Source organism: Cryobacterium sp. Hh7 (genome assembly GCF_004403155.1).
Classification (GTDB): Bacteria; Actinomycetota; Actinomycetes; order Actinomycetales; family Microbacteriaceae; genus Cryobacterium; species Cryobacterium levicorallinum.
On sequence record NZ_SOHG01000016.1, the window covers coordinates 20003 to 44548 of the forward strand.

Annotated in this window: 20 protein-coding genes; 10 read left to right on the forward strand and 10 right to left on the reverse strand. The window is 64.5% G+C overall.

Features of this window, described 5'->3' with window-relative positions:
- The first annotated feature begins 4 nt into the window (after positions 1-4).
- Positions 5-556, forward strand: coding sequence for a tripartite tricarboxylate transporter TctB family protein (locus E3T43_RS05135; RefSeq protein ID WP_134471596.1), 552 nt, complete (start codon positions 5-7; stop codon positions 554-556).
- Positions 549-2099, forward strand: a complete 1551-nt coding sequence (locus tag E3T43_RS05140) for a tripartite tricarboxylate transporter permease (protein ID WP_092448648.1) — start codon at positions 549-551, stop codon at positions 2097-2099. Before E3T43_RS05135 ends, E3T43_RS05140 begins: the two co-directional genes overlap by 8 nt.
- A gap of 91 nt (positions 2100-2190) precedes the next feature.
- Here the strand turns inward: E3T43_RS05140 and ppgK are convergent, their stop codons facing one another.
- Positions 2191-2949, reverse strand: coding sequence for a polyphosphate--glucose phosphotransferase (ppgK, locus tag E3T43_RS05145; protein ID WP_134471597.1), 759 nt, complete (start codon positions 2947-2949; stop codon positions 2191-2193).
- 29 nt (positions 2950-2978) lie between these two features.
- Complete coding sequence (gene map / locus E3T43_RS05150; protein ID WP_134471598.1) at positions 2979-3842, reverse strand: type I methionyl aminopeptidase; 864 nt, start codon at positions 3840-3842, stop codon at positions 2979-2981.
- Positions 3843-3854: 12 nt separating this feature from the next.
- Here map and E3T43_RS05155 point away from each other — a divergent pair, with 12 nt between their 5' ends.
- Positions 3855-4043, forward strand: coding sequence for an SPOR domain-containing protein (locus tag E3T43_RS05155; protein WP_092448646.1), 189 nt, complete (start codon positions 3855-3857; stop codon positions 4041-4043).
- A 15-nt stretch (positions 4044-4058) separates the two neighbouring features.
- Here E3T43_RS05155 and panB read toward each other — a convergent pair whose 3' ends face one another.
- Positions 4059-4913: a 3-methyl-2-oxobutanoate hydroxymethyltransferase gene (panB, locus tag E3T43_RS05160; RefSeq protein WP_134471784.1), complete on the reverse strand. Its 855-nt coding sequence runs from the start codon at positions 4911-4913 to the stop codon at positions 4059-4061.
- A gap of 116 nt (positions 4914-5029) precedes the next feature.
- Here panB and E3T43_RS05165 point away from each other — a divergent pair, with 116 nt between their 5' ends.
- Together E3T43_RS05165 and E3T43_RS05170 are read left to right on the forward strand one after the other, a co-directional pair.
- Positions 5030-6367 carry a glutamine synthetase family protein gene (locus tag E3T43_RS05165; RefSeq protein ID WP_092108031.1) on the forward strand — a complete coding sequence of 446 codons (1338 nt, stop codon included), beginning with the start codon at positions 5030-5032 and terminating at the stop codon, positions 6365-6367.
- A 37-nt stretch (positions 6368-6404) separates the two neighbouring features.
- Positions 6405-9488, forward strand: coding sequence for a bifunctional [glutamine synthetase] adenylyltransferase/[glutamine synthetase]-adenylyl-L-tyrosine phosphorylase (locus E3T43_RS05170; RefSeq protein WP_134471599.1), 3084 nt, complete (start codon positions 6405-6407; stop codon positions 9486-9488).
- A gap of 72 nt (positions 9489-9560) precedes the next feature.
- Here the strand turns inward: E3T43_RS05170 and glnA are convergent, their stop codons facing one another.
- Positions 9561-10985 (reverse strand): type I glutamate--ammonia ligase, encoded by a 1425-nt coding sequence (glnA, locus tag E3T43_RS05175; protein ID WP_092448643.1) that lies wholly within the window; start codon positions 10983-10985, stop codon positions 9561-9563.
- A 144-nt stretch (positions 10986-11129) separates the two neighbouring features.
- Here glnA and E3T43_RS05180 point away from each other — a divergent pair, with 144 nt between their 5' ends.
- Positions 11130-11558 carry an RDD family protein gene (locus E3T43_RS05180; protein ID WP_134471600.1) on the forward strand — a complete coding sequence of 143 codons (429 nt, stop codon included), beginning with the start codon at positions 11130-11132 and terminating at the stop codon, positions 11556-11558.
- A 103-nt stretch (positions 11559-11661) separates the two neighbouring features.
- Here the strand turns inward: E3T43_RS05180 and E3T43_RS05185 are convergent, their stop codons facing one another.
- Genes E3T43_RS05185 through lipB form a run of 3 tightly spaced genes read right to left on the reverse strand, consistent with a single transcriptional unit; the run spans position 11662 to position 14095 of the window.
- Entirely contained in the window at positions 11662-12369 is a 708-nt protein-coding gene (locus E3T43_RS05185) for a DUF4191 domain-containing protein (protein ID WP_134471601.1), read from the reverse strand.
- A gap of 59 nt (positions 12370-12428) precedes the next feature.
- Positions 12429-13418 (reverse strand): lipoyl synthase, encoded by a 990-nt coding sequence (lipA, locus tag E3T43_RS05190; protein ID WP_134471602.1) that lies wholly within the window; start codon positions 13416-13418, stop codon positions 12429-12431.
- A complete protein-coding gene (lipB, locus tag E3T43_RS05195; RefSeq protein ID WP_134443936.1) occupies positions 13415-14095 on the reverse strand; it encodes a lipoyl(octanoyl) transferase LipB in 681 nt (226 codons plus the stop codon). The genes lipA and lipB overlap by 4 nt, the downstream gene beginning before the upstream one ends.
- Before the next feature lie 165 nt (positions 14096-14260).
- On the opposite strand from lipB, the gene E3T43_RS05200 reads away from it, so the two are divergent.
- Positions 14261-16153 carry a protein kinase gene (locus E3T43_RS05200; protein WP_166791240.1) on the forward strand — a complete coding sequence of 631 codons (1893 nt, stop codon included), beginning with the start codon at positions 14261-14263 and terminating at the stop codon, positions 16151-16153.
- 28 nt (positions 16154-16181) lie between these two features.
- Here E3T43_RS05200 and sucB read toward each other — a convergent pair whose 3' ends face one another.
- The 3 genes from sucB to E3T43_RS05215 all read right to left on the reverse strand — a co-directional run bounded on the left by sucB (position 16182) and on the right by E3T43_RS05215 (position 20587).
- A complete protein-coding gene (sucB, locus tag E3T43_RS05205; RefSeq protein WP_134471604.1) occupies positions 16182-17564 on the reverse strand; it encodes a 2-oxoglutarate dehydrogenase, E2 component, dihydrolipoamide succinyltransferase in 1383 nt (460 codons plus the stop codon).
- A 60-nt stretch (positions 17565-17624) separates the two neighbouring features.
- Positions 17625-18998, reverse strand: coding sequence for a dihydrolipoyl dehydrogenase (gene lpdA, locus E3T43_RS05210; RefSeq protein ID WP_134471605.1), 1374 nt, complete (start codon positions 18996-18998; stop codon positions 17625-17627).
- A gap of 101 nt (positions 18999-19099) precedes the next feature.
- A complete protein-coding gene (locus E3T43_RS05215; RefSeq protein WP_134471606.1) occupies positions 19100-20587 on the reverse strand; it encodes a leucyl aminopeptidase in 1488 nt (495 codons plus the stop codon).
- Positions 20588-20710: 123 nt separating this feature from the next.
- Between E3T43_RS05215 and E3T43_RS05220 the strand changes: the two genes are divergently transcribed.
- From E3T43_RS05220 to E3T43_RS05230, 3 genes are all read left to right on the forward strand, one after another.
- The gene (locus E3T43_RS05220) at positions 20711-21634 is read left to right on the forward strand and encodes a proteasome assembly chaperone family protein (protein ID WP_134471607.1); all 924 of its coding nucleotides are present in this window, start codon (positions 20711-20713) and stop codon (positions 21632-21634) included.
- A 62-nt stretch (positions 21635-21696) separates the two neighbouring features.
- Entirely contained in the window at positions 21697-23025 is a 1329-nt protein-coding gene (locus E3T43_RS05225) for a nitrate/nitrite transporter (protein WP_134471608.1), read from the forward strand.
- A 200-nt stretch (positions 23026-23225) separates the two neighbouring features.
- The gene (locus tag E3T43_RS05230; protein WP_134471609.1) at positions 23226-24503 is read left to right on the forward strand and encodes an RNA polymerase sigma factor; all 1278 of its coding nucleotides are present in this window, start codon (positions 23226-23228) and stop codon (positions 24501-24503) included.
- The last annotated feature ends 43 nt before the right edge of the window (positions 24504-24546 follow it).

Below are 24546 nucleotides of genomic sequence, written 5' to 3' on the forward strand. Positions count from 1 at the left end.
CCCGATGACCGTTCCCACAGCCGAGTCGCTGGGCGGGGGTGGCCCGCACTGGGCTGCTCCAGCCCGGCCCGTCGGAGAAATAGTTTTCGCGTGTGTCATCCTCAGCCTGGGCGTCGTTGGCTTTATGGCCGGCGCCGACATCCGCACGCCGCCATCAGCCAGTGACATCGGTCCCCGCGCGTTCCCCTTTGTGGTCTCCGGACTGCTCGTCCTGATCGGCGTCGGCCTGATTCTCCAGCTGCTGCGCGGCCACGTCGGCGTCGCCGAAGAGGGCGAAGACGTCGACCCGAGCATCAAAACCGACTGGCTCACCGTTGTGAAACTGGTTGGCTTCGTCATCGTTCATATCGTGCTGATCGTGCCGCTTGGCTGGCCCGTCGCGGCCGCCGTGTTGTTCTTCGGCGCGGCCTGGTCACTCGGCGCCAAGCCCTGGTGGCGGAACGCCCTGACCGGCATCGTGCTGGCGTTGATTCTGCAATTCGTGTTCGCGGGCCTCCTCGGCGTGTCCCTGCCGGCCGGTTTCCTCCTGGAAGGGGTGGCCATCTTCAATGGATAACTTCATCAACCTGATGAATGGCTTCAGCGTCGCGATGCAGCCGATGTATCTGCTCTACGCGCTCGGCGGGGTCTTCATCGGCACCGCCATCGGCGTGCTGCCGGGCATCGGCCCGGCCATGACCATCGCCCTGCTGATGCCGATCACCTACAGCCTCGAACCGACAGCGGCCATCATCGTCTTCGCCGGCATCTACTACGGCGGCATGTATGGCGGGTCAACGACATCGATCCTGCTCAACACCCCGGGGGAGTCGGCGTCGATCGTGACGGCCCTCGAGGGCAACAAGATGGCCAAGGCCGGGCGGGGCGCTGCGGCTCTCGCCACGGCGGCTCTCGGGTCGTTCGTCGCCGGAACCCTCGCGACGGTGCTGCTGAGCTTCCTGGCACCGTTTGTGGCCGAGTTCGCCATCCAAATCGGGCCGGTAGAGTACGTGGCTCTGATGCTTGTCGCCTTTCTCACGGTAGGAGCCTTGCTCGGGGCATCCGTTCTGCGTGGGCTGGCCTCACTGGCCCTCGGTCTGTTCATCGCGCTGATCGGCGTCGACGCCCTCACCGGTCAGCAGCGCTACACCTTCGGTAATCCGTTTCTGGCCGACGGTATCGACGTTGTGCTCGTCGCCGTTGGCCTGTTCGCCGTCGGCGAGGCCATGTACGTGGCGTCCCGGCTGCGGCACGGTCCGGTCAAGGTGATTCCGGTCACCGGCGGCTGGACGACCTGGATGAAGAAGGACGACTGGAAGCGGTCTTGGAAGCCGTGGCTGCGCGGCACCTTCATCGGCTTTCCGATCGGTACGATTCCCGCTGGGGGAGCGGATGTCGCCACCTTCCTCTCGTACGCGGCCGAACGTCGACTGGCCAAGGGCAAGAACAAGAAGCAGTTCGGCAAGGGCGCCATCGAGGGCGTCGCCGGCCCGGAATCGGCCAACAATGCGGCGGCGGCCGGAGTTCTGGTGCCGTTGCTGACCCTGGGAATCCCGACGACGGCCACGGCCGCGATGATGCTCGTCGCGTTCCAGCGCTATCAGATTCAACCGGGGCCGCTGCTTTTTGAAACCCAGGGCGCACTGGTCTGGACACTCATCGCCAGTCTGTACGTCGGCAACCTGATGCTGCTGATTCTCAACCTGCCGTTGGTGGGCATCTGGGTCAAGATTCTGCAGATCCCGCGCCCGTACCTGTATGCCGGAATTCTGGTGTTCGCCGGGCTGGGTGCCTTCTCGCTCAATTTCACGCCGGTTGACGTGGGTATTCTGCTCGTCGTTGGCGTGCTGGGCTTCTTCATGCGGCGTTACGGCTACCCGATCGCGCCGATGGTGGTCGGGCTCATTCTTGGCCCGATCTTTGAGAACCAGCTGCGTCGGTCGCTCGCGATCTCGCAGGGGGATCCAACGGCGCTCATCGCGTCACCGATCGCGGCCACCATCTACGTTTCGCTGATCGTGATCTTCGCCCTGTCGTATTGGATGAAGCGACGCCAGCGTGCGATGGAGTCTGAGCGAGTTTCCGAGGACGACCCCGTCGACGAACGGATGGCACGGTAGCGTTCGTCTAGCCCAAACGTCAGCGGGACCGACACCACAAAAGTGATGTCGGTCCTGCTGACGTTGAGCGGTGCGCCTCACCTGGTGCGAATCAGCCGGGGAACCTGGCGGCGAGGGCGGCCGCACCGAGGATGCCGGCGTTGTTGCGGTGCACGGCCGGAATAATCCTGGTTTTCATGCGCAGCAGCGGCAGAAAGTCCTCGTGATGTTTGGAGACGCCGCCGCCGACGATGAACAGGTCGGGAGTGAACAACAGTTCCAGGGTCGAGTAATACTTCTGCAGGCGTGACGCCCACTTGTCCCAGCTGAGGTTCTCGCGTTCCTTGGCCGAGTACGCCGCCCGGGTCTCATAGTCGTGACCGTCGATTTGCAGGTGGCCGAGTTCCGTGTTCGGAACCAGCACACCGTCATTGAGCAGCGCCGAACCTATTCCGGTGCCGAGCGTGGTCAGCAGCACGACGCCGACAACGTCCTTCGCCGCCCCGAACTGCGCTTCGGCGTATCCCGCGGCATCCGCGTCGTTGACGAAGTGGATGGGGAGCCCCAGGCTCTTTTCGAACAATGCCTCAGCGGCCAGGCCGATCCACTTCGACGACACGTTCGCCGCCGACATGGTGTGCCCGTTCTTGACAACCGCGGGAAAACAGATGCCGACCGGCAGGTCGCCGACTCCCTGGGACACCGTCCCGAGCAGCGTGCGCGTGGTTTCAATGATGTCCTGCGGTCGGCCACCCTTGGGTGTCGGCAGCTTCACCCGCTCCGAGAGAAGGTCACCGGTCGACAGATCGACGACGGCTCCCTTGATTCCGGTGCCACCGATGTCGATGCCAATTGCCGTCGTTGCAGTCATGTAGTGAACCTATCTGGTCGAAAGAGCGGTCAGGGCAGGGTCAGAATTTCGGCGCCACGTTCGGTCACCACGAGGGTGTGTTCGAACTGCGCCGTGATGCTGCGGTCGCGGGTGAGGACCGTCCAGTCGTCATCCCAGATGTCCCAGTCGCTCGTGCCGAGGGTGAGCATCGGCTCAATGGTGAAGACCATGCCGACCTCCATCACGGTGTCGTACTGCGGGGCGTCATAGTGCGGAATGATCAGGCCGGAGTGGAAGGCTTCGCCGACGCCGTGCCCGGTGTAGTCGCGCACCACGCCGTAGTTGAACCGTTTCGCATAGGACTCGATCGTGCGGCCGATCACATTGACCTGCCGGCCGGGGGCGACGGCCTTGATGCCGCGGGCCAGTGCCTCGCGAGTGCGCTCGACCAACAGGGTGACCTCTTCGCGGGCTTCGCCGACGATGAAGGTGACGTTGGTATCGCCGTGCACGCCATTCTTGAAGGCGGTGATGTCAATGTTCACGATGTCACCGTTTTCGAGCACGGTGTTATCGGGGATTCCGTGGCAGATGACCTCGTTCACCGAACTGCACAGCGACTTCGGGTAGCCGCGGTAGCCGAGCGTCGAGGGGTAGGCGTCGTTGGCGACCATGTAGTCGTGACCGATTTGGTCGAGTTCCTCGGTCGTCACGCCGGGAACGATTGCCCGGCCGACAGCGGCAATGGCCTCGGCGGCGATGCGGCCCGACTCACGAATGAGCTCGATCTTCTCGGCCGAGTAGACGTCGGAGCCGGTGAACGGGCTCGGGCCGGTCTTGCCGACGTACTCCGGGCGAACGATGTGGGAGGGAACGGAACGGGTCGATGACACCGTTCCCGGGATGAGGTGACCGATTGAATCCTTAGGCATAGGATCAAGCTTATGGCCGAGGACAAAGAACACGCATTCTGGTACAACATGCGCACCGGCGAGGTCGAGCACGGCCTGCAGTCGACGTCGCTGGATCGGGTCGGTCCGTTCAATACCCGCGAGGACGCCTCCCACGCCCTGGAGAAGCTGCGGGCGAACAGCGCCAAGTGGTCTGAGGATGACGCGCGAGACGCTCGCTAACGGCCCGAAGGCGCGTTACTCATAGCTGTGCTCTGGAGCCGGGTAGGCGCCGGAGGCGACATCGGCGGTGAACCGTTGCACGGCATCCGTTAGCACCGCTCGCACGTCAGCATACTGGCGCACAAATTTTGGTACCCGGCCGCTGGTCATGCCAGCGAAATCGGTCCAGACCAGCAATTGACCGTCAACGGATGGTCCGGCACCGACCCCGATAGTCGGGATCGACAGGCGTTCGGTCACCTGGGCAGCGACCGAGGCCGGGACCATTTCGAGGACCACGGCAAAGGCACCGGCCTCCTGAACGGCGAGGGCGTCGATAATGAGTGCTTCGGCCGCTTCGCCGCGGCCCTGGATCATATGACCGCCAAGCCCGTGCTCGCTCTGCGGGGTGAAGCCGATATGACCCATCACCGGGATACCGGCCGACACGATGCGCCGAATTTGTTTGTGGCTGCGCTCCCCACCCTCCAGCTTGACCGCGTGCGCCTGGGATTCCTTCATGAACCGCACCGCCGTGGCCAGGGCCTGATCCGGACCGCTCTCGTAGGACCCGAACGGCATATCCGCGACGACGAGCGCGCGGGTGACCGCGCGCGCGACGGCGCGGGTCAGCGGAATGAGCTCGTCAACGGTGACCGGCAGGGTGGTCTCGTAACCGAAGACGTTATTGCCGGCCGAATCACCGACCAGGAGAAAGTCGATACCGGCCTCATCAAAAATCTGTGCGGTGAGCATGTCGTAGCTGGTCAGGCCGGTAATCGGGATGCCTTGCAGCTTGGCGGTCTGGAAATGTCTGGTGCGTACCCGCTTGGGGCCCTCGGGAGCGTGTCCATACGGCTGCTGAACCGGGACATCAGCGGGAGGGACCATGGGCTCTGGCACTGTCAACTCTGGCATGCGACAAGTTTAGTCAGGCAAGCAATCGTCCTTGGAGCCAGTAGCCTAGGCAGTAGTTATTAAAGTTGGAGCAATCAGAAAGAGCGTGAATGGACAAGCAGCGCGACTTCGTTCTTCGGACCATCGAGGAGCGAGGAATCAAGTTCGTTCGACTCTGGTTCACCGATGTCGTCGGCACCCTGAAATCGGTCGCCATCGCGCCCGCCGAGGTTGAAGGTGCCTTCAACGAAGGCCTCGGTTTCGATGGCTCGGCCATCGAAGGTCTCACCCGTTCTTTCGAAGCGGATGTCCTGGCTCACCCGGATCCCACCACGTTCCAGATTCTGCCGTGGCGCGGCGAGGTCGACCCGACCGCCCGCATGTTCTGCGACATCACCACGCCCGACGGGCAGCCCGCCGTGGCCGACCCGCGCAACGTGCTTAAGCGCACCCTGGCCAAGGCAGCCGACCGCGGCTTCACGTTTTACACCCACCCCGAGGTGGAGTTCTACCTGCTCAAGTCCTCGAAGTACGGCAAGAACGGGCCGATCCCGGTCGACTCGGCGGGCTACTTCGACAACGTTCCCGGCGGCACCGCGCACGACTTCCGTCGCCGGTCCGTGCGCATGCTCGAAGACCTGGGTATCTCGGTGGAGTTCAGCCACCACGAAGCGGGACCCGGCCAGAATGAGATCGACCTGCGGTACGCCGATGCGCTGACCACGGCCGATAACATCATGACCTTCCGCACAGTGGTCAAGGAAGTCGCCATTGAGCAGGGCGTCTACGCGACGTTCATGCCCAAGCCCATGTCTGAGCACCCCGGATCCGGCATGCACACCCACATGTCGTTGTTTGAGGGCGACGCGAACGCGTTCTACGAGGCTGGTGCCAAGTACCAGCTGTCCAAGATCGGCCGCCAATTCATCGCCGGACTGCTGAAGCACGCGCCGGAGATCACCGCGGTGACCAACCAGTTCGTCAACTCCTACAAGCGGCTGTGGGGCGGCGACGAGGCCCCGAGCTTTGTCTGCTGGGGCCACAACAACCGTTCGGCCCTCGTGCGAGTACCGCTGTACAAGCCGAACAAGGGCCAGAGCGCTCGCGTCGAGTACCGCGCGATCGACTCAGCGGCCAACCCCTACCTCGCCTACTCGCTCATGCTGGCTGCCGGCCTCAAGGGCATCGAGGAGGGCTACGAGTTGCCGCCCGAAGCCGAGGACAACGTCTGGAGCCTGAGCGACACGGAGCGCCGTGCCCTCGGCTACACTCAGCTGCCGGCGAGCCTGGACCATGCCATTCAGTTCATGGAGGAGTCCGAACTCGTCGCGGAGACGCTCGGGGAACAGGTCTTCAACTACGTCCTGCTGAACAAGCGCCAGGAATGGCGCGACTACCGGTCGCAGGTCACTCCGTTCGAGCTGCAGAAAAATCTGGAGATGCTCTAACTCGCAACCCTGTCGATGATCGAAGGAATCACCCGCGATGGAGCGTTTGTATTTAACACTGACCGAGCTTGTTCGGGTCGGCTTCGTGGACCTCACCGAGGTACGCGGTCGGCTCGACGAGGTCGAGCACCTCGGTGCGAGCAGCCCACACAGCGCGTCCGAGGCGACCGACCGATTGACCGACACGCACCAGATGCTTCCGATCCTGTCGAAAACGGCCAGTCCGGATGCTGCGCTGGTCGCGCTGGTCGCGCTGCTCCGGCAGGGATCCGCTGAACTGTTCCACCTGCTGCAGTCGCCCGCTGCGGCCGGGCGTCTGCTCCGGGTGCTCGGGGCGTCGAGTGGCCTCGCCGAATTCTTCCTGCGACACCCGAACGAATTGTCCGTCCTCAAGGTACCGCTGGCCGTGCTGCCCAGCGTCGATGATCTGGTGCGCGACCTGTTGGACTCGGTGGGCGCCAGCGACGGATTCTCCCGCCTGGTAGACGAAGCGGCCTGGATCGCCCTTCGGGTGCGATACCGCCGCCGGCTGGCACAACTTGCGGCCTTCGACCTCGAACAAGATGACCCCGTGGCCGGGCTCGACGGCGTGGCCCGCACCCTGTCCGACCTCGCGACGGCGGCTCTCGAGGCCGCCCTCGCTGTCGCGCGCACCATGTGCAGCGGCGAGTCGGCCGGCCGCGGCGTGTTCCCCACCGAACAGGTGCGCGCGACCCGGCTGGCGATTATCGGTATGGGCAAGGCCGGCGCGAGTGAACTCAACTACGTCAGTGATGTCGACGTCATCTTCGTCGCCGACGGTGATGACACGGTCGGGTTGGAAAGCTCCCGCGCCGTCGAAATAGCGACCCGGCTGGCCGTACTCATCATGCGTGCACTCAACGAGTCCGCTGTCGAACCGGAACTCTGGGAGGTCGATCCCAACCTGCGCCCGGAGGGCAAGAGCGGTGCGCTCGTTCGTTCGATCGAATCCCACCTCGCCTACTACGATCGCTGGGCCAAGAGTTGGGAGTTCCAGGCCCTGCTCAAGGCGCGCACGCTCGCGGGGGACCGCGAGCTCGGGGGACGCTACATCGACGCCGTCACACCCAAGGTCTGGAACAGCGCCAGCCGCGAGAATTTCGTCGAGTCCGTGCAGCGGATGCGGGAACGCGTCACCGACAATATCCCCGACGATGAGGTCGATGTGCAGCTCAAGCTCGGGCCGGGAGGCCTGCGCGATATCGAGTTCACGGTGCAGCTGCTGCAGCTCGTGCACGGCCAGACTGATCCGGAGGTGCGCCAGGCCGGCACCCTCCCCGCCCTGACCGCACTGGCCACGGCCGGCTACGTCGGTCGGGCCGAAGCGACCGAATTCGCCCAGGACTACCGCGTGCTGCGCCTGATGGAACACCGGCTGCAGCTGCAGAAGCTGCGCCGCACCCACCTGGTCCCCCGGGACGAGGCGAACCTGCGGGTGCTGGCCCGGTCGACCGGTCTGGCGACGAGCGCTGCCGGGCTGACCATCCGCTGGTCGGAGACCAAGCAACGCGTGCGCGGCCTGCACGAGCGGTTGTTTTACCGTCCGCTGCTCTCGGCGGTGGCCTCACTGCCGGCCGAGGGTCTGAATCTGACCAGTGCGCAGGCCGAGGCTCGGCTGGCCGCGATTGGTTTCCTTAACACCAAGGGCGCCCTCGCCCACATCGCGGCGCTCTCGGGTGGGGTCTCGCGACGCGCGGCAATTCAGCGTCATCTGCTGCCCGTCCTGCTGCAGTGGCTGTCCCAGGGGGCTGACCCCGACTATGGCTTTCTCGCGTTTCGGCGGCTCAGCGACAACCTTGGCTCGACCTACTGGTTCCTGCGCATGCTGCGCGACTCGTCCGGCGCTGCGGAACGACTCACCCGCGTGCTGTCCGGCAGCCGCTACATCGGGGAACTGCTCGAGAAGATCCCCGAAGCGGTGGCCTGGTTGGAAGACGAGGACGACCTGCAGCCTCGTCCACTCAAGGCCCTGCGGGATGAAACACGCGCGGTACTCGGCCGACACGAAAGTGCGGATGCCGCCACTACCATCCTTCGGGCGGCGCGCCGGCGCGAGATGCTCCGCCTGGCCTTCGCCTCGCTCCTCGGCCAGATCAACCTCGACCAACTGGGTCAGGGCCTCACCGATGTCAATGCGACCTATATCCAAGGAGTGATCGCGGCCATTCGCGGGGGCGAACTCAGCGATTCAGCTGAGAGCGCAGCATCCGCTTCTCCCGATGGCATTGAATTTGCCGTCGTCGGAATGGGCCGCTTCGGTGGTGCTGAGCTCGGTTTCGGCTCCGACGCCGATGTCATGTATGTCTTTCGTGCCGGCACCCTTGAGGGTGAAGCCGCCAACGAGCGTGCCAGGTTTATCGTTCGTGAACTCAACCGGCTGAGCGACGACGCCCGCCTGCCGTTGGATCTGGACATCGGCCTGCGCCCGGAGGGCAGCAATGGGCCGGTGGTGCGGTCGCTTGAGTCGTACCAGGCCTACTACCGGCGCTGGTCGCTCACCTGGGAAGCCCAGGCGCTGCTGCGCGGCCGCGGAGTCGCCGGGGATGCCGCTCTGCTGCGCGACTTCGAGGCCGTGGCCGACGAGGTGCGGTATCCGAGCAATATCAGCGAGCAGGCCGTGCGTGAGGTCCGCCGCATCAAAGCGCGGGTCGAGAACGAGCGTCTGCCACAGGGAGCCGACCCGAACCGGCATCTCAAGCTGGGACGCGGGTCGCTCAGCGACGTCGAATGGCTCGTGCAATTGCTGCAACTGCAGCACGCCGCGGCTATTCCGGCGCTCCGCACGACGTCGACGCTGCACGCGCTGACCGAGGCGGTGACCGCAGGCTTGATCCCGGCAGCGGATGCCGCAGTGTTGCGCAGCGCCTGGGTCTTCGCGTCCCGCGCGCGCTCGGCCATCACCCTGTGGACCAATCACACCTCGAACGTGCTCCCGACGGATCGCGCAGCCCTCGAAGGCATCGCCCGCGTGATGGAATACCCACCGGGGTCGGGCAACCAGCTGGAAGACGACTACCTCGCCGTCACGCGGCGCGCCCGCGCCGTATTTGAGCGTTTGTTCTATGGCCCGGTGGAGCGCCCGGGCCCGACGGCCGGCTGAGCCTGCCCGGGGACGTCAGCTACGAGAAAAGGACCGCATCCGAGGATGCGGTCCTTTTCTCATACGTTGGGTTTAGACGCCGTAGTAGAGCTCGAACTCGAACGGGTGCGGGCGCTGAGCGAGCGGCTTGATCTCGTTTTCGCGCTTGTACTCGATCCAGGTCTCGATCAGCTCAGGGGTGAAGACGTTTCCGGCCAGCAGAAAGTCGTGGTCCGCTTCGAGGGCCTGCAGGGCTTCTTCGAGCGAAGCCGGAACCTGGGGGATGTTCTTGGCTTCTTCGGGCGGCAGCTCGTAGAGGTCCTTGTCGACGGGCTCGTGCGGTTCGGTGCGGTTCTTGATCCCGTCGAGGCCGGCCATGAGCTGCGCGGCGAACGCGAGGTACGGGTTGCCGGAGGCATCGGGTGCACGGAACTCGAGGCGCTTGGCCTTCGGGTTGGTGCCGGTGATCGGGATGCGGATGGACGCCGACCGGTTGCCGGCCGAGTAGACCAGGTTGACCGGTGCTTCGAAGCCGGGAACGAGGCGGTGGTAGGAGTTCACCGTCGGGTTCGTGAACGCGAGCACGGCCGGGGCGTGCTTGAGCAGGCCTCCGATGTACCAGCGGGCGACATCGGAGAGTCCGCCATAGCCGGCCTCATCGTAGAACAGCGGCTTGCCGTCGGCCCAGAGAGACTGGTGGGTGTGCATGCCCGAGCCGTTGTCGCCGAACAGCGGCTTGGGCATGAAGGTTGCCGTCTTGCCCCAGTCGTGCGCGGTGTTCTTGACGATGTACTTGAACTTGAGCAGGTCATCGGCCGCGTGCACCATGGTGTCGAACTTGTAGTTGATCTCGCCCTGGCCGCCGGTGCCGACCTCGTGGTGGCTGCGTTCGAGGATGAGGCCGGCTTCGATCAGCTTGAGGCAGATGTCGTCGCGCATGTCGACGTGCTGGTCGACCGGGCTGACCGGAAAGTAGCCGCCCTTGAACGGCGTCTTGTTGGCGAGGTTTCCGCCTTCTTCTTTCTTGCCCGAGTTCCAGGCGCCTTCGCTGGAGTCGACGGAGTAGAAGCTGGTGTGCTGGTTAACTTCGTAACGCACGTCGTCGAAAATGTAGAACTCGGCTTCGGAGCCGAAGAAGGCGGTGTCGCCGATTCCGGTGGAGGCGAGGTACTTCTCGGCCTTCTTGGCTACCTGGCGCGGGTCTTTGGAGTAGATCTCGCCGTTGCGCGGGTTGTAGATGTCAAACAGCATGATGAGCGTGCGCTCAGTGCGGAAGGCGTCGATGTACGCCGTCGACACGTCGGGGATGAGCTGCATGTCGGATTCGTGGATCGACGCGAAGCCGCGGATCGACGAGCCATCGAACATCTGGCCAACGGTGAAGAATTCTTCATCAACGGTGGATGCCGGGATGTTGAAGTGCTGCTGCACACCGGGAAGATCGGTGAAACGGATGTCAAGGAACTTGACGTCCGTGTCTTTGATGAATTTGAGCACTTCTGACGAATCGCGGAACATGCGGATAAACTCCAGACGACGTGGGCGTGGAAACGGCCGAATCGGACACATCGGCTTTATTGAGATTAGTAGCGCTGCGTTACTTGTCCGTGACGCTTATGTTTCACACATGTTACAGGGGAGCCTGCTCGGTAGACTCATCGAGTGCCAGACTCCAGCTCCCGCCCGAACACTTTTGGTCCAGTGCCACCGAGCAAATGGCCGGGGGAGCGCCTCGGGCTACCCCAGCACGGGCCGAGTTCGATCGGTCGGCCGGGACGGCGAATTCTGGGCTTCGCCATCGACTGGGCCATCGCGATCGCGGTGTCGGCGATCTTCTTCAACTACGATCCGGCCGCGAACTTAATCATCTTCGTCATCCTGCAGATCGTGTTCATTCCGACTATCGGGGCCAGTATCGGCCACCGGCTCGTTGGCCTGCGGCTCATCTGCATTCACGGCGGCTGGATCGGGCTGTGGCGCCCGGTGGTGCGCTCGCTGCTGCTCGGGATCGCGCTTCCCGCCCTGGTCTGGGATTCCGATCAGCGCGGCTTCCACGACAAGATCGCCGGAACGGCCCTCATACGTCAGTAGCGGTCCGGTCTGTGCCGCACAGTCCGAACAACCAAAAGAAGGGCCGCACGCGAAGCGTGGGCCCTTCTTTTGGTTTCCCGGAATCGGGTGAATCTGTCTGGAGTCAACCGCGCTGCGGGCGCGCCTTCATCGGGTCGACGCCCTTGGGAATGGGAAGCTTGGTGCCCATGGAATTCAGGCGGTTGTTGACCGCAAGAACTTCGGCCTTGGTCAGGGTGGGCTTGATCCGGGTCAGACGGCGGGCCAGCTTGTGCAGCGGCACGGCATCGTCGTCGGGTCCGACCGAGATCACGGTCACGCCGACGTTGCCGCCGATGCGCACGATCTTGCGCTTTTCTTCGTCGAGCATGCGTGCGGTGCGCGTTTTCGGGCCCTCGCTGATCAGCACGACTCCACCGCGACCGACAGCCCGATAGACAGCATCCTGAGTCTTGCCGTTGACGGCGACCGGCATTTCACTGCCGACCCACCCCCGCTTGAGCGAGCTGCGCAGTACGGCACCGACGGCACCGGGCTGGCCCTCGATCTGCGCATAGGCGGCTTTCTCGGCCCGCCGCCCCAGAATGATGAGCATCGCCAGGATTCCGGCGAGCACGCCCGCGACGATCCACAGCACCATCGTGAAGACGTTGCTGCCGGGGATCAGCAGGGCCAGGGCCAGGCTGATCAGAACGGGGATGAGGAAGGCCAGAACCAGAATCCAGACGATATTCGAGTCATATCGTCTCGTCATCTGGAAAACCTGCCACATTTGCTTCAAGCGGCCGGGTTTCTTCGGTTTTTTGGGGGTCTTTTCCTTGCTGCGTGCCATGGGTATAAGACTACCCAGTCACTCGAATGCCGAGTGACCGAATTCGCCCCCTCCTCGCATTAGGAGACAGCCTGGGCGAACCCAAGTTGGGCATCCGCCAGCTGGCGCAGCTCGGCCGGAATCTCCCGGCCGGTCGCGACCATGGACTGGGCCCACAGCCGGCCAGCCCGATAGGACGACCGCACCAGCGGACCGGAGAGCACGCCGAGAAAGCCGATTTCTTTGGCCTCCTCATTGAGTTCGACGAATTCCTCCGGGCGCACCCAGCGGGCGACCGGCAGGTGTCGGGCACTCGGCCGCAGGTACTGCGTGATGGTGATGATGTCGGTGCCGGCTTCGTACAGGTCGTGCAAGGCCTGGGTGATTTCCGCGCGTTCTTCACCCATTCCCAGGATGAGGTTGGACTTGGTAATCAGACCGGCGTTGCGGCCCTGGGTGAGCACGTCGAGCGACCGGTCGTAGCGAAAGGCAGGGCGGATGCGCTTGAAGATGCGCGGCACGGTTTCGACGTTATGCGCGAAAACCTCCGGTTTGGCCGAAAAGACCTGAGCGAGATGCTCCGGATTGCCCGAGAAATCCGGCACCAGAATCTCGACGCCGGTACCGGGGCTCTGCTGGTGGATCTGGCGAATGGTCTCGGCATAGAGCCAGGCCCCCTCGTCGGGCAGGTCGTCCCTGGCCACACCGGTCACGGTGGCGTAACGCAGGTTCATCGACACGACCGATTCACCGACGCGGCGCGGCTCGTCGGTGTCGTAGTCGGCCGGCTTGCCGGTGTCGATCTGGCAGAAATCGCACCGGCGAGTGCACTGCGAGCCGCCGATCAAAAAGGTTGCTTCGCGGTCTTCCCAGCACTCAAAGATGTTCGGGCATCCGGCCTCCTGACAGACCGTGTGCAGGTTCTCGCTCTTCACAAGCGCCTGCAGCTTCTGGTACTCAGGCCCCATCTTGGCGACGGTCTTGATCCAGGCCGGCTTTCGCTCGATCGGGGTTTCGGCGTTGCGAATTTCCAGGCGCAGGAGTTTGCGGCCTTCGGGTACTGCGTTCATGCGTTCGTCCTGACGTTGTCGAGGCTGACGGGGTTAAGGCTGTCGGTGTCGGCTCCCAGCGTGCGCCGAAAGCCAGCGGTGATGGGGTCGATCAGGTCACTCGGGTCTACGGTGCGGCCGAGGACGCGGGACATTGTGGTGACTCCGGCATCGCGAATTCCGCAGGCGATGATGCGGTCGTACGGCTCGAGGGAGTTGCTGCAGTTGAGCGCGAAGCCGTGCATGGTGACGCCCTGGGCGACACGGATGCCGATGGCGGCGATCTTGTCTTCGTGGCCGGCCGGTCCGACCCAGACTCCCGAACGTCCGGCTACCCGGACGGCGTCGATGCCGAAGCCGATCAGCACCTCGATCAGCATGCCCTCGAGAGATCGAACATAGCCGACGACGTCGACCGGTTCTGCGAGGTGCAGGATGGGGTAGCCGACCAGCTGCCCCGGTCCGTGCCAGGTGATTTTACCGCCGCGGTCGACGTCGATCACCGGGGTGTCGTCGACGGGGCGTTCTTCCGGCAGGGTGCGTTTACCCGCGGTGTATACGGCGGGATGCTCCAGGAGGAGGACGGTGTCCGGTCGCTCACGGGCGACGACGGAACGGTGGACTGCGCGTTGGAGCTCTAGGCCCTCAACATACGGCACGGAGTTGGCGCTTAGCCCCGCGACGACAAAGTCGAGCATGGGCCCAGTCTAGGGGCTGCGGGGGAGTTGGGGCGAGCTGCAGACGTTTGTCAGTCTGGCTGCCGTCAGGTTTCTGCGCTCCTCCCCGCTTTCCTGGTTCGCCGGTTGTGCACCGGTGCGTGCCGGCCAGGTCTGTGCACCGGATTCCCGCGAGAACATGGTCTCGTGAAACGACGCAGCACAGCGCCCCCGGCTCCGGTCGATGACCCGATCCGATTCAGAGACCCGATCCGACGTGGTGACCCGATTCGCTTCGGCCCTCGGCCGCAGCTGGAGGTCGACGGAAATCGCGCGCCGGGGTCGGCAGCGCTGCAGAGCGAATGCGTCGTTGCCGGCTACCGACTGATTCGGCTGCTCGGCACGGGGGACCGCGCTGCAATCTATCTCGGACATTCCGGCAGTGGCGCCATGGTCGCCCTCAAGATATTCCGTGCCGACACCGAGTCGGCGAGCATTGAGAGCGACATCGCCGTCCTCACCTCGGCAGCAGCGCCGGGGCTGGTCCGGCTACTCGATGTCGCGCAGCTCGGTGATGGTCGAATCTGCCTGATCCTGGAACGGCTCGCCGGCGGGTCGTTGGCCCGCTATTTGATCGAACATCCCGTGCTGTCCCCGGGCGAAGCGGTGACCCTCCTCGCCCCCGTCGTGGTGGCCCTCAACGCGCTGCATTCTGCCGAGTTCGCACACGGCAGCCTCAGCCAGGCCACCGTACTGCTCGACGCGACCGGCCGCTCCGTGCTGACCGGATTCGGTACGATCCGCCAGTTCAGCGACGCCCTACGAGAGCGGATGCCGCTCCTCCGCGCCGATTACACCCGGCTGGCAACCATCGGGCGGTGCGTCTGTGCTGGGCTCGCCGAGACTGATGCGCGCAGCCACGGCGGGGCAGAATTGATCCGGCGGTTCCACGAGGCGGTGGATCCGAGCGACGGTGCGGGTCGGTACGGTGCTGATCCAACCAGTGTTGGGCCGTACGATGTTGGCCGGTACGGCGCAGAACCTGGAGCGTTCCTCGCAGTGGAACCGACGGAATCGATCCTGGTGGATCTGGAACGCGCCCTGTTCGACTGGGCCGACGCGGAACCGCTGCGGGGCTTTCGACTCTTCACCGAACCGGATCCGGGCAGCGCCGGGTCGGCTGACCCGCTGATCGGTGGCCAGGAGGTTGCCGAGCCCGCCCGGCGAATCGGAAACCCGCAGATCCGAGGCACGTTCAGCGAACGCGGCCACGCCACCGAACGGACTGCGCCGGGCCCGTACGCCCCGGAACACGACAACCCCGCTCTGCACGACCCCGACCCGTATCCTTCTGCTCCGTATCCTTCTGCTGTCAATGCGGGCCTGAGACCGCCCGCCCGGGCCCTCGGCAACCTGGTGGCGAGGGTCGCCGGGTCGCGGCAACTCCTCAGTAGGCTGCTCAACAGACTGGTTGATGCACGTCCGGTCGAGGCACTCGGGCATGGCCTGCGTAAACGACTGCACGGTCGTCGAAGGCCTATCCTGGTGGCGGGTCTGGGCGGTGTCAGCGTACTGGTCCTGGCACTGACGTTGTTTCCGCTCTCCGGTCATTCCGGGCGCCCCGGTCCGGCCGCCGACGCGGTAGCGGCCGGACCGCCCGCAACGTCCGCTACCCCGGATAATAGCGACCATTCTTCAGACCACAGCCAGGCCGGTGGTGCCCCCTCCGACCGTCAAACGCCGGATGCGGCTGCGATTGCGATTGCGGGGGACGATCCGATTGCGGCCGTGGTGGCGCTGCTCGCCGGCCGGGCCGCCTGCCTCGCTGCGGCGTCCCTCGTCTGCCTGGTGGGCGTCGACCAGACCGGGTCGGCCGTGCTTGCTCTGGACAGCTACGACGCGCGTCAGCGGCAACAGGGCGGGTCAGGGCCGCAACTGCCGGACTACGTGGGCCACCTGCCGACCCTCGCGGAACGAACCGGCAACCTGGCCGTTGTCGCACTCGCCCCGGGCGCCGGGAACGAAAAAAGCCAGCCAGCCTCGGTCCTTGTGGTCAAGGGCGAGGGCGGCTGGCGTCTTCGTGAGATTTTCGACTACTGAATTGCTCAGCGTCGGCAGATCCTGAAGCTTAGATGCCGAGGTTGCCCTCGAACGCTCCAGCTTCCAGACGTGCCTTCATCGTGGTGAGGAAGCGGGCAGCATCCGCTCCGTCGATGATGCGGTGATCATAGGACAGGGCGAGGTACACACTCGAACGAATCGCGATCGCGTCGAGGCCGTCGGTCGTGACGACGAGCGGCTTCTTGTACACGATGCCGGTGCCCAGGATGGCGCTCTGCGGCAGGAACACCACGGGAGTGTCGAACAGGGCCCCGCGCGAACCGGTGTTGGTCAGCGTGAACGTTCCGCCGCTGAGCTCGTCGGGCTTGAGCTTGTTGTCCCGGGTGCGGGCAGCGAGGTCCGCGATCTGGGCGGCAAAGCCGGCCAGATCGAGTTCGCCGGCGTTGCGCACGACCGGAGTCAGCAAGCCACGTTCTGTATCGACCGCGATGCTGATGTTTTCCTGGGCCGGGTAGACAATCGTGTCGCCCTCGATCGTGGCGTTCACGATCGGGATGGCACGAAGCGCCTCGGCTGCGGCCAGGGCGAAGAACGGCAGGAACGAGAGCTTGTTGCCGGTCTTCTCGGCGAACGCACCCTTGACCCGGTCGCGCAGCATGGCCACCCGGGTGACATCCACCTCGACAACGGTCGTGAGCTGAGCGGATGACTGCATCGAGATGACAGCACGCTCGGCGACGACCTTGCGCAGGCGCGACATCGGCTGGGTAGTTCCGCGCAGCGGTGAGACCTCCACGACCGGGGCGGCCGCGGCCGGCCGCGCTGACGAAGCCTGCACGATGTCTTCCTTGCGGATTCGTCCGCCCACCCCGGTGCCGCTGATGGTCGACAGGTCGACACCGGCCTCGTTGGCGAGCTTGCGCACGATCGGGGTGACGTACCCGCTGGTCCCGGCGTGCGAACCGCGAGCGACCGCGGCGTCCACAACCGCAGCGGGTGCTGCGGCAACGGGGGCGGGTGCTGCAACCGGAGCCGGAGCGGCAACCGGAGCGGGAGCGGCGACCGGTGCGGCTGCGGCAACCGGTGCGGGTGCGGCAACCGGTGCGGGCGCTGCGACCGGCTCGGGGGCGGCAACAGGAGCTGCAACCGGCTCTGCCACGGGGGCTGCGGTTGCCTCGACCGGTGCTTCGGCTGCCGGAGCGGCAGCGCCGGACCCGTCGCCGATCGTCACGAGGGGTGTTCCGACCTCGACGGTCTCGTCTTCCTGCACCAGGATGGCCTCAATAATGCCGGCGACCGGGGACGGAATTTCCGTGTCCACCTTGTCGGTCGATACCTCGAGCAGCGGCTCGTCGACCTCCACGCGGTCGCCCACGTTCTTGAGCCAGCGGGTGACCGTGCCCTCTGTAACACTCTCTCCGAGTGCCGGGAGGCTGACGGATTCGCTCATGCGCATGTCTCCTTCAAAACCGTTTGATTGTCTAAAAATGGGATAAGAATGGGATTCCGACTACATCGCGTGAAGCGGTTTGCCGGCGAGAGCCAGGAAGGCCTCACCCATCGCTTCATTCTGCGTCGGGTGGGCGTGCAGGAACGGAGCAATGTCCTCCGGGTACGCTTCCCAGTTCACAACGAGCTGGCCTTCGCCGATGAGTTCGCCGACGCGGGCACCGATCATGTGGATGCCCACGATGGGGCCGTCCTTGACTCGAACGAGCTTGACCGACCCGGCGGTACCGAGAATCGAGCTCTTGCCGTTTCCGCCGAGGTTGTACTCGTAGGTCGAAATCTGGTCGGCACCGAACTTGTCGGCAGCTTTAGCTTCGCTGTAGCCGACGGATGCAACCTCGGGGTCGCAGTAGGTGACCTTGGGAATGTTGATGTCTTCGACGATGATCGGATTCAGTCCGGCGATTTCTTCGGCGACGAAGATGCCCTGCTGGAAACCGCGATGGGCTAGCTGCAGGCCGGGAACGATGTCGCCGACGGCGTAGACGCCGGGAATGTTCGTGGCGAGACGCTCATCGGTGATAACGAACCCACGATCCATGGTGACGCCGACCTCGTCGAAGCCGAGTCCGGCCGTAACCGGGCCGCGGCCGACAGCGACGAGCAGAAGGTCGGCCTCAACCGTTGCCCCGTTTTCCAGGGTGACGACGACGCCGGAGTCGCTCTGCGTGACACTCTGAAAGCGGATGCCGAGGGAGTACTCGATGCCGCGCTTGCGGAAGGCACGTTCCAGCTGCTTGGAGATGGACTCTTCCTCGTTCGGAACGAGGTGCGGGAGCGCTTCGATGATCGTGACGTCGGCGCCGAAGGACTTCCAGACGCTCGCGAACTCGGCACCGATGACGCCGCCGCCGAGCACGGCGACCTTTTTGGGTACGTAGTCCAGGGCGAGCGCGGTCTCGCTCGTGATTACGCGGCCGCCGATCTCGAGGCCGGGCAGCGAACGGGCGTAGGAGCCGGTCGCGAGAATGACGTTCTTGCCGACGATCGTGTCCTCACCGACCTGAACGGTCGTGGGGGAGACCAGGTGGCCTTCACCCTCGATCACGGTGATGCCGCGAGCCTTGACCAAGCCTTGGAGGCCCTTGTACTTGCTCGCGACGATGCCCTCGCGGAACGCGGTGACCGCTGCCATGTCAATGCCCTCAAACGCGGTCTTGACACCGTATTTGGCCGCTTCGCGGCTGACATCGGCGACCTCAGCCGAGTGCAGGAGAGCCTTGGTCGGAATGCAGCCGACGTGCAAGCAGGTGCCGCCGAGTTTGCCCTTCTCGATCAGACCAACGGTGAATCCCAGCTGCACGGCGCGCAGCGCTGCTGCGTATCCACCGCTTCCGCCACCGAGAACGACAATGTCAAAATTCTGTTCCGACACTCAGCTACTCCCTCGCGCTTAACGCTTTGTCACGACGGCCGATGAAATTGTGCTGATCGGCCACGTGGTTTGACAAGCTTTTTCTTGCCTCTACGACTGTACTACGGGCGTGAAAAGTCCTCGGCCAGTCGGAGGAGTGTCCGAACGGATACCCCAGTCGGTCCGGCCGCGGTGAATCCCCACCCCGCTCCCGAGTTCTGCGCAGGCCCGGCGATGTCGAGGTGAGCCCAGGGGATCGTCGTTCCGCTCACATCCGTTCCGATGAATTCCCGCAGAAACACGCCGGCCAGCAGCATGCCGCCGGCGGTGCTGCCGATCTTGGCGTTGGCGATGTCAGCCACATCGGAGTTGAGGCTGGCGCGCAGCTCATCGGGGAACGGCATCGGCCAGGCTGCCTCACCGACGGCAGCGCTGGCAGCGAGAACCCGCTGCACCAGGGCATCATCGCCCATTGTTCCGAAATACCGGGTGCCGAGAGCGACGACGGCGGCTCCGGTGAGGGTGGCGACGTCGATGATCGCGTCTGGCTGTTCTTCGGCAGCGGCGACCAGACCGTCGGCGAGTACGAGGCGACCCTCGGCATCGGTGTTGAGCACCTCGACGGTGCGTCCGCCGCGCATGCGCAGCACATCGTTGGGGCGGATGGCCGAACCGGAGGGCATGTTCTCGGCGATGCACATCCACGCGGTGATGCGCACGGGAAGCTCGAGTCTCGCGGCGGCCAGCACAACGGCGAGCACGGTGGCCGCACCGGTCATGTCGTATTTCATGCCGACCATGGATGCCGGCGGCTTGAGCGAGAGTCCGCCGGTGTCAAAGGTGATGCCCTTGCCCACGAGGGCGAGGTGCTTGTCTGCTCCGGCCGGCGTGTAACTGAGCTTGACCAGGCGCGGCGGGCGAGTGGACCCAGCACCGACGCCGGCGATACCGCCGAAGCCGTCGGCCGCGAGCTGCTGCTCGTCCCAGACCGTCACATCAATCGGCAGACCGGTGGCGGCCTCAACCGCTGCGTCGGCGAGCGAGGCGGGGTAGAGGTCGAGGGGGGGCATGTTCACGAGGTCCTTCACCAGGCGGATCGCCTCGGCGCTCGCGCTGGCCCGCGCAATGGCGTTGGGTGCCGCAACCCCGGTGTGCACGACCACACTCGACGCCGGAAGCTTGGCCGCGGCGAGCGAGCTGTGTCGATACGCGGTGTAGGAGTAGCCGCCAAGAGCTGCGCCCTCGAGCACGGCCTCGACTTGATCGGCATCGGTCAACGAAATGGCGAAGGCGACGGCACCGACGCCGGTCAGCTGACGAACCGCGGAACCGGCAGCGTGCCTTAAGGCATCGGTATCGACGGTACGTCCGAGTCCAACGATCGCGATCGCGCGCGGCGAACCGTCATCAGTGACCAGCCGCACGACCTCATCGCGGGCGCCGGTCACACCGAGCAACGGAAGCTGGGCTGTGATCGCGGCCATCAGCGTGTCGCTTCCGGTCGTGATGAGGCGCACACCGTCATCCGTTTGTTGGGCAGCGACGATGAGAATCGCGGCGGGAGAGTCGCCGGCGGACTTGGTGGACAGGGACAGGGCGGGAACGGTCATACTTCGATGGTAGCCACCGGGTGCAGGATCGCCGGTGGCCGGCAGCCCCAGCGCGCGAGGTGTTCGCTCTCGGCACTCCGTCAGAAGCCCCCCAAAAACGGCAGTGCGGATTAGAGTTAAGGAATGTTAGACCCTGCTGAGCTGTACGAACTGACCTCTGACGCCGATGGCGTTCCAGAGGGATTACACCTGGTCTCGGGGCTGACCGGCTTCGCGGATGCCGGTGGTGCGGTCGCGCAATTCACTGAGTATCTCCTCACCACCCTCGAGCACACCGTTGTCGCGTCGTTCGACACCGACGCTCTGCTGGATTACCGAGCGCGACGCCCGATCATCTACTTCGATCAAGACCACCTGACCAATTATCAGCCGCCGTCACTGCGCTTGTATCTGGCTCGTGACGAAATCGGGCAGCCATTCCTGTTCCTGGCCGGGTTCGAGCCCGACTTTCGCTGGGAACAATTCACGGCCGCCGTGATGCAGCTGGTGGACCGGTTCACCGTTACCTCGACCACCTGGGTACACGCCATCCCGATGCCGGTTCCGCACACCCGTCCGATCGGCGTCACGGTGAGCGGCAATCGCTCCGACCTGATCGAGAATCGGTCGGTGTGGCGGCCGCACACGCAGGTCGCGGCCAACGTGCTGCACCTGCTTGAATTTCGGCTGCAGGAGCGCGGTGCCGGGGCGGTCGGCTACGTTCTGCTGGTGCCGCACTACCTGGGCGACGCCGAGTTTCCTGCCGCAGCACTGAGCGCGTTGGAGAGCACGAGCGCGTCGACCGGGTTGATCTTCCCCACCGATCGTCTGCGCGAAGCCAACCGTGAATTCGTCGCCCGCATCGACGACCAGGTTCGGAATAACCCCGAACTGGCCAAGCTCGTTGGCACCCTGGAGCAACGCTATGACGCCTACATGGAGGGCAGCACATTACGGTCGCCGCTGACCGATGAAGACGGCGAACTGCCCTCGGCCGACGAAATCGCCGCCGAACTGGAGAATTTCCTGGCGCTGCGTCGCAGCCGCGACGACGGCCCGTCGGCTTAACGACAAGTACCGGCGGGGCGTTCCGAAACCGGGGCAGGCGCAAGCGCGGTAAGTTGGGACAAGTGAACTCCCGTCGATCCACCCTGATCTTTGTCATCGGATCGTTCGCGTATCTGTCCGCCGTGTTGCAGCGCACCTCGATGGGCATTGCGGGGGTGGCAGCGACTGAGCGTTTCGGCGGCTCAGCTGCCGTGCTCTCGAGCCTGGCCGTTGTGCAACTCCTGGTCTATGCCGCGGCACAGATCCCGGTCGGCGTTCTGATTGATCGTTTTGGGCCGCGGGTGCTCATGATCACCGGCACGGCACTCATGGTGATCGGGCAGATCACCCTCGCGCTCGCACCGGACATCACCCTTGCCGTCGTGGGGCGTATTCTCGTGGGCGCGGGCGATGCGACCATCTTCATCTCCATGATTCGCCTGATCAGCTCGTGGTTCAGCGGACGCATCGTTCCGCTGCTGTCCCAATGGATGGGCAATATCGGCCAGCTCGGCCAGGTTCTATCCGCAGTCCCCCTGGCCTGGCTGCTGCACACGAGCGGATGGGTGCCGGCTTTTCTCTCGGCCGCCTCCGTCGCCGTCATCGCCCTGATCGTGGTCGTCATCTTTGTGCGGGACCGCCCCAGCGACCTGTCCGAGCAGGTCAGGACGAACAGCCTGGCCATCGCGCTGACCCAGCTGCGGCACAGTTTCAAACGTCCAGGCACCCAGCTCGGGTTCTGGTCGCACTATGTGACGCAGTCCGCCGGCACCGTGTTCAGCCTGCTTTGGGGCTATCCGTTCATGGTTTTCGGCCTCGGCTACGAACCGGCCTTCGCTGCCGCCATGCTGACAGTGCTGGTCGGGGCCGGGCTCGTGTTCGGGCCGATTCTCGGCCTGCTGACGGCACGTCATCCCCTGCGCCGCAGCAATATCGTGCTGGGAATAGTCGCGGGCATAGCCGCCGCCTGGGCGCTCGTTCTACTCTGGCCGGGTGTTCCGCCACTCTGGACTATTGTGCTTTTGCTCGTGGTACTCGGCATCGGCGGGCCAGGTTCGCTCATCGGCTTTGATTTTGCCCGCACCTTCAACCCGCAACGCAGTCTCGGTTCGGCAAACGGTGTGGTCAACGTCGGCGGGTTTACCGCGAGTTTCGTCACGATGTATCTGGTGGGGCTCCTGCTCGACCTGCAAAACGGATGGAAGGTCGCCGGGGGAGCGACCAGCGACCTGTACGCCCTCGATGCCTTCCGGGTGGCGTTCTCGGTGCAATACCTCGTGGTCGGCATCGGAGTCGTATTTCTGCTGCACGCCCGCCGCCGCACCCGTCGCCAGCTCTCCCGCGATGAGGGAATAGAGGTGGCGCCCATCTGGGTTGCACTATCACGCGCCTGGAAACGACGTAACGGATGATCGTACTGCGTGGCGTGGCTTGTCGTCCAGACAAACCGTGCAATAATTATTCTAGGACCCGTTCTGGTCCGGGGCATCTCTACACCGTGTGGTACTTACAGTGTTGGTTTGGGCATCCCTGGGCTTGACATGGGTCCAAGTTCTGCCCAAAAACGCATCTGGCGCCGTCACTCGTCGCACAGAAGCAGGTAAGACTCCGCATGAGAGGTGCTCCAATGGCAACCACCGTAAACACCGAGGCGACCGACGAGGCGCCCACGACGACGGTCAAGAAGACCGTCACCAAGACTCCAGCAGCCAAGGCCGCCGCGACGAAGAAGTCCGCGGCCACCGCAGCTGGCGTCGACAAGCCTGCTCCCAAGAAGCGCGTCACCAAGGCCAAGGTCGTCAAGAAAGACGATGAAGCCGACGTCGACACCGCGCCGGACGGCGAGGAAGACGACTCAGACGACGAAGGCACCAAGCGCCCGGCCTCGACCGAGCCACTACCGAGCGGCGCCCTCGTGCTGTCGCTGGTTGACGACGACGATGAGGTTCCGGTCTACTCGAGCGCCATCACCGGCGCGACGGCCGACCCGGTCAAGGACTACCTCAAGCAAATCGGTAAGGTCGCCCTGCTGAACGCTGCCGAAGAGGTCGAACTGGCCATGCGCATCGAGGCCGGCCTGTTCGCTGAGGACAAGCTGTCGGTCATGACCGATGTCGAGAAGAAAAACGCGCTCGGCCGCGAGTTGCAGTGGGTCGCCAAGGACGGCGCCCGCGCCAAAAGCCACCTGCTCGGTGCCAACCTCCGCCTCGTCGTCTCGCTGGCTAAGCGCTACACCGGTCGAGGCATGCAGTTTCTCGACCTGATCCAGGAGGGCAACCTCGGGCTCATCCGCGCCGTCGAGAAGTTCGACTACACCAAGGGCTTCAAGTTCAGCACCTACGCCACCTGGTGGATTCGTCAGGCGATCACCCGCGCCATGGCCGACCAGGCCCGCACCATCCGTATTCCGGTGCACATGGTCGAGGTCATCAACAAGCTCGCCCGGGTGCAGCGGCAGATGCTGCAAGACCTCGGCCGTGAACCCACGCCCGAAGAACTCAGCCGCGAACTCGACATGACGCCGGAAAAGGTCGTCGAGGTACAGAAATACGGGCGCGAGCCAATCTCCCTGCACACCCCGCTCGGTGAAGATGGCGACAGCGAGTTCGGCGACCTCATCGAAGACACCGAGGCCGTTGTACCAGCGGATGCCGTCGGTTTCACGATGCTGCAGAAGCAGCTCGAGAGCCTGCTCGATTCGCTCTCCGAGCGCGAAGCCGGCGTCATTCGAATGCGCTTCGGCCTCGGCGACGGCATGCCCAAGACACTGGACCAGATCGGTGACACCTTCGGTGTCACGCGTGAACGCATCCGTCAGATCGAGTCCAAGACGATGGCCAAGCTGCGCCACCCGTCCCGGTCGCAGTCCCTACGCGACTACCTCGAGTAAAGAGTGGCGTTGACACGGCGGTCCCGGATCATGACTCTGCTCT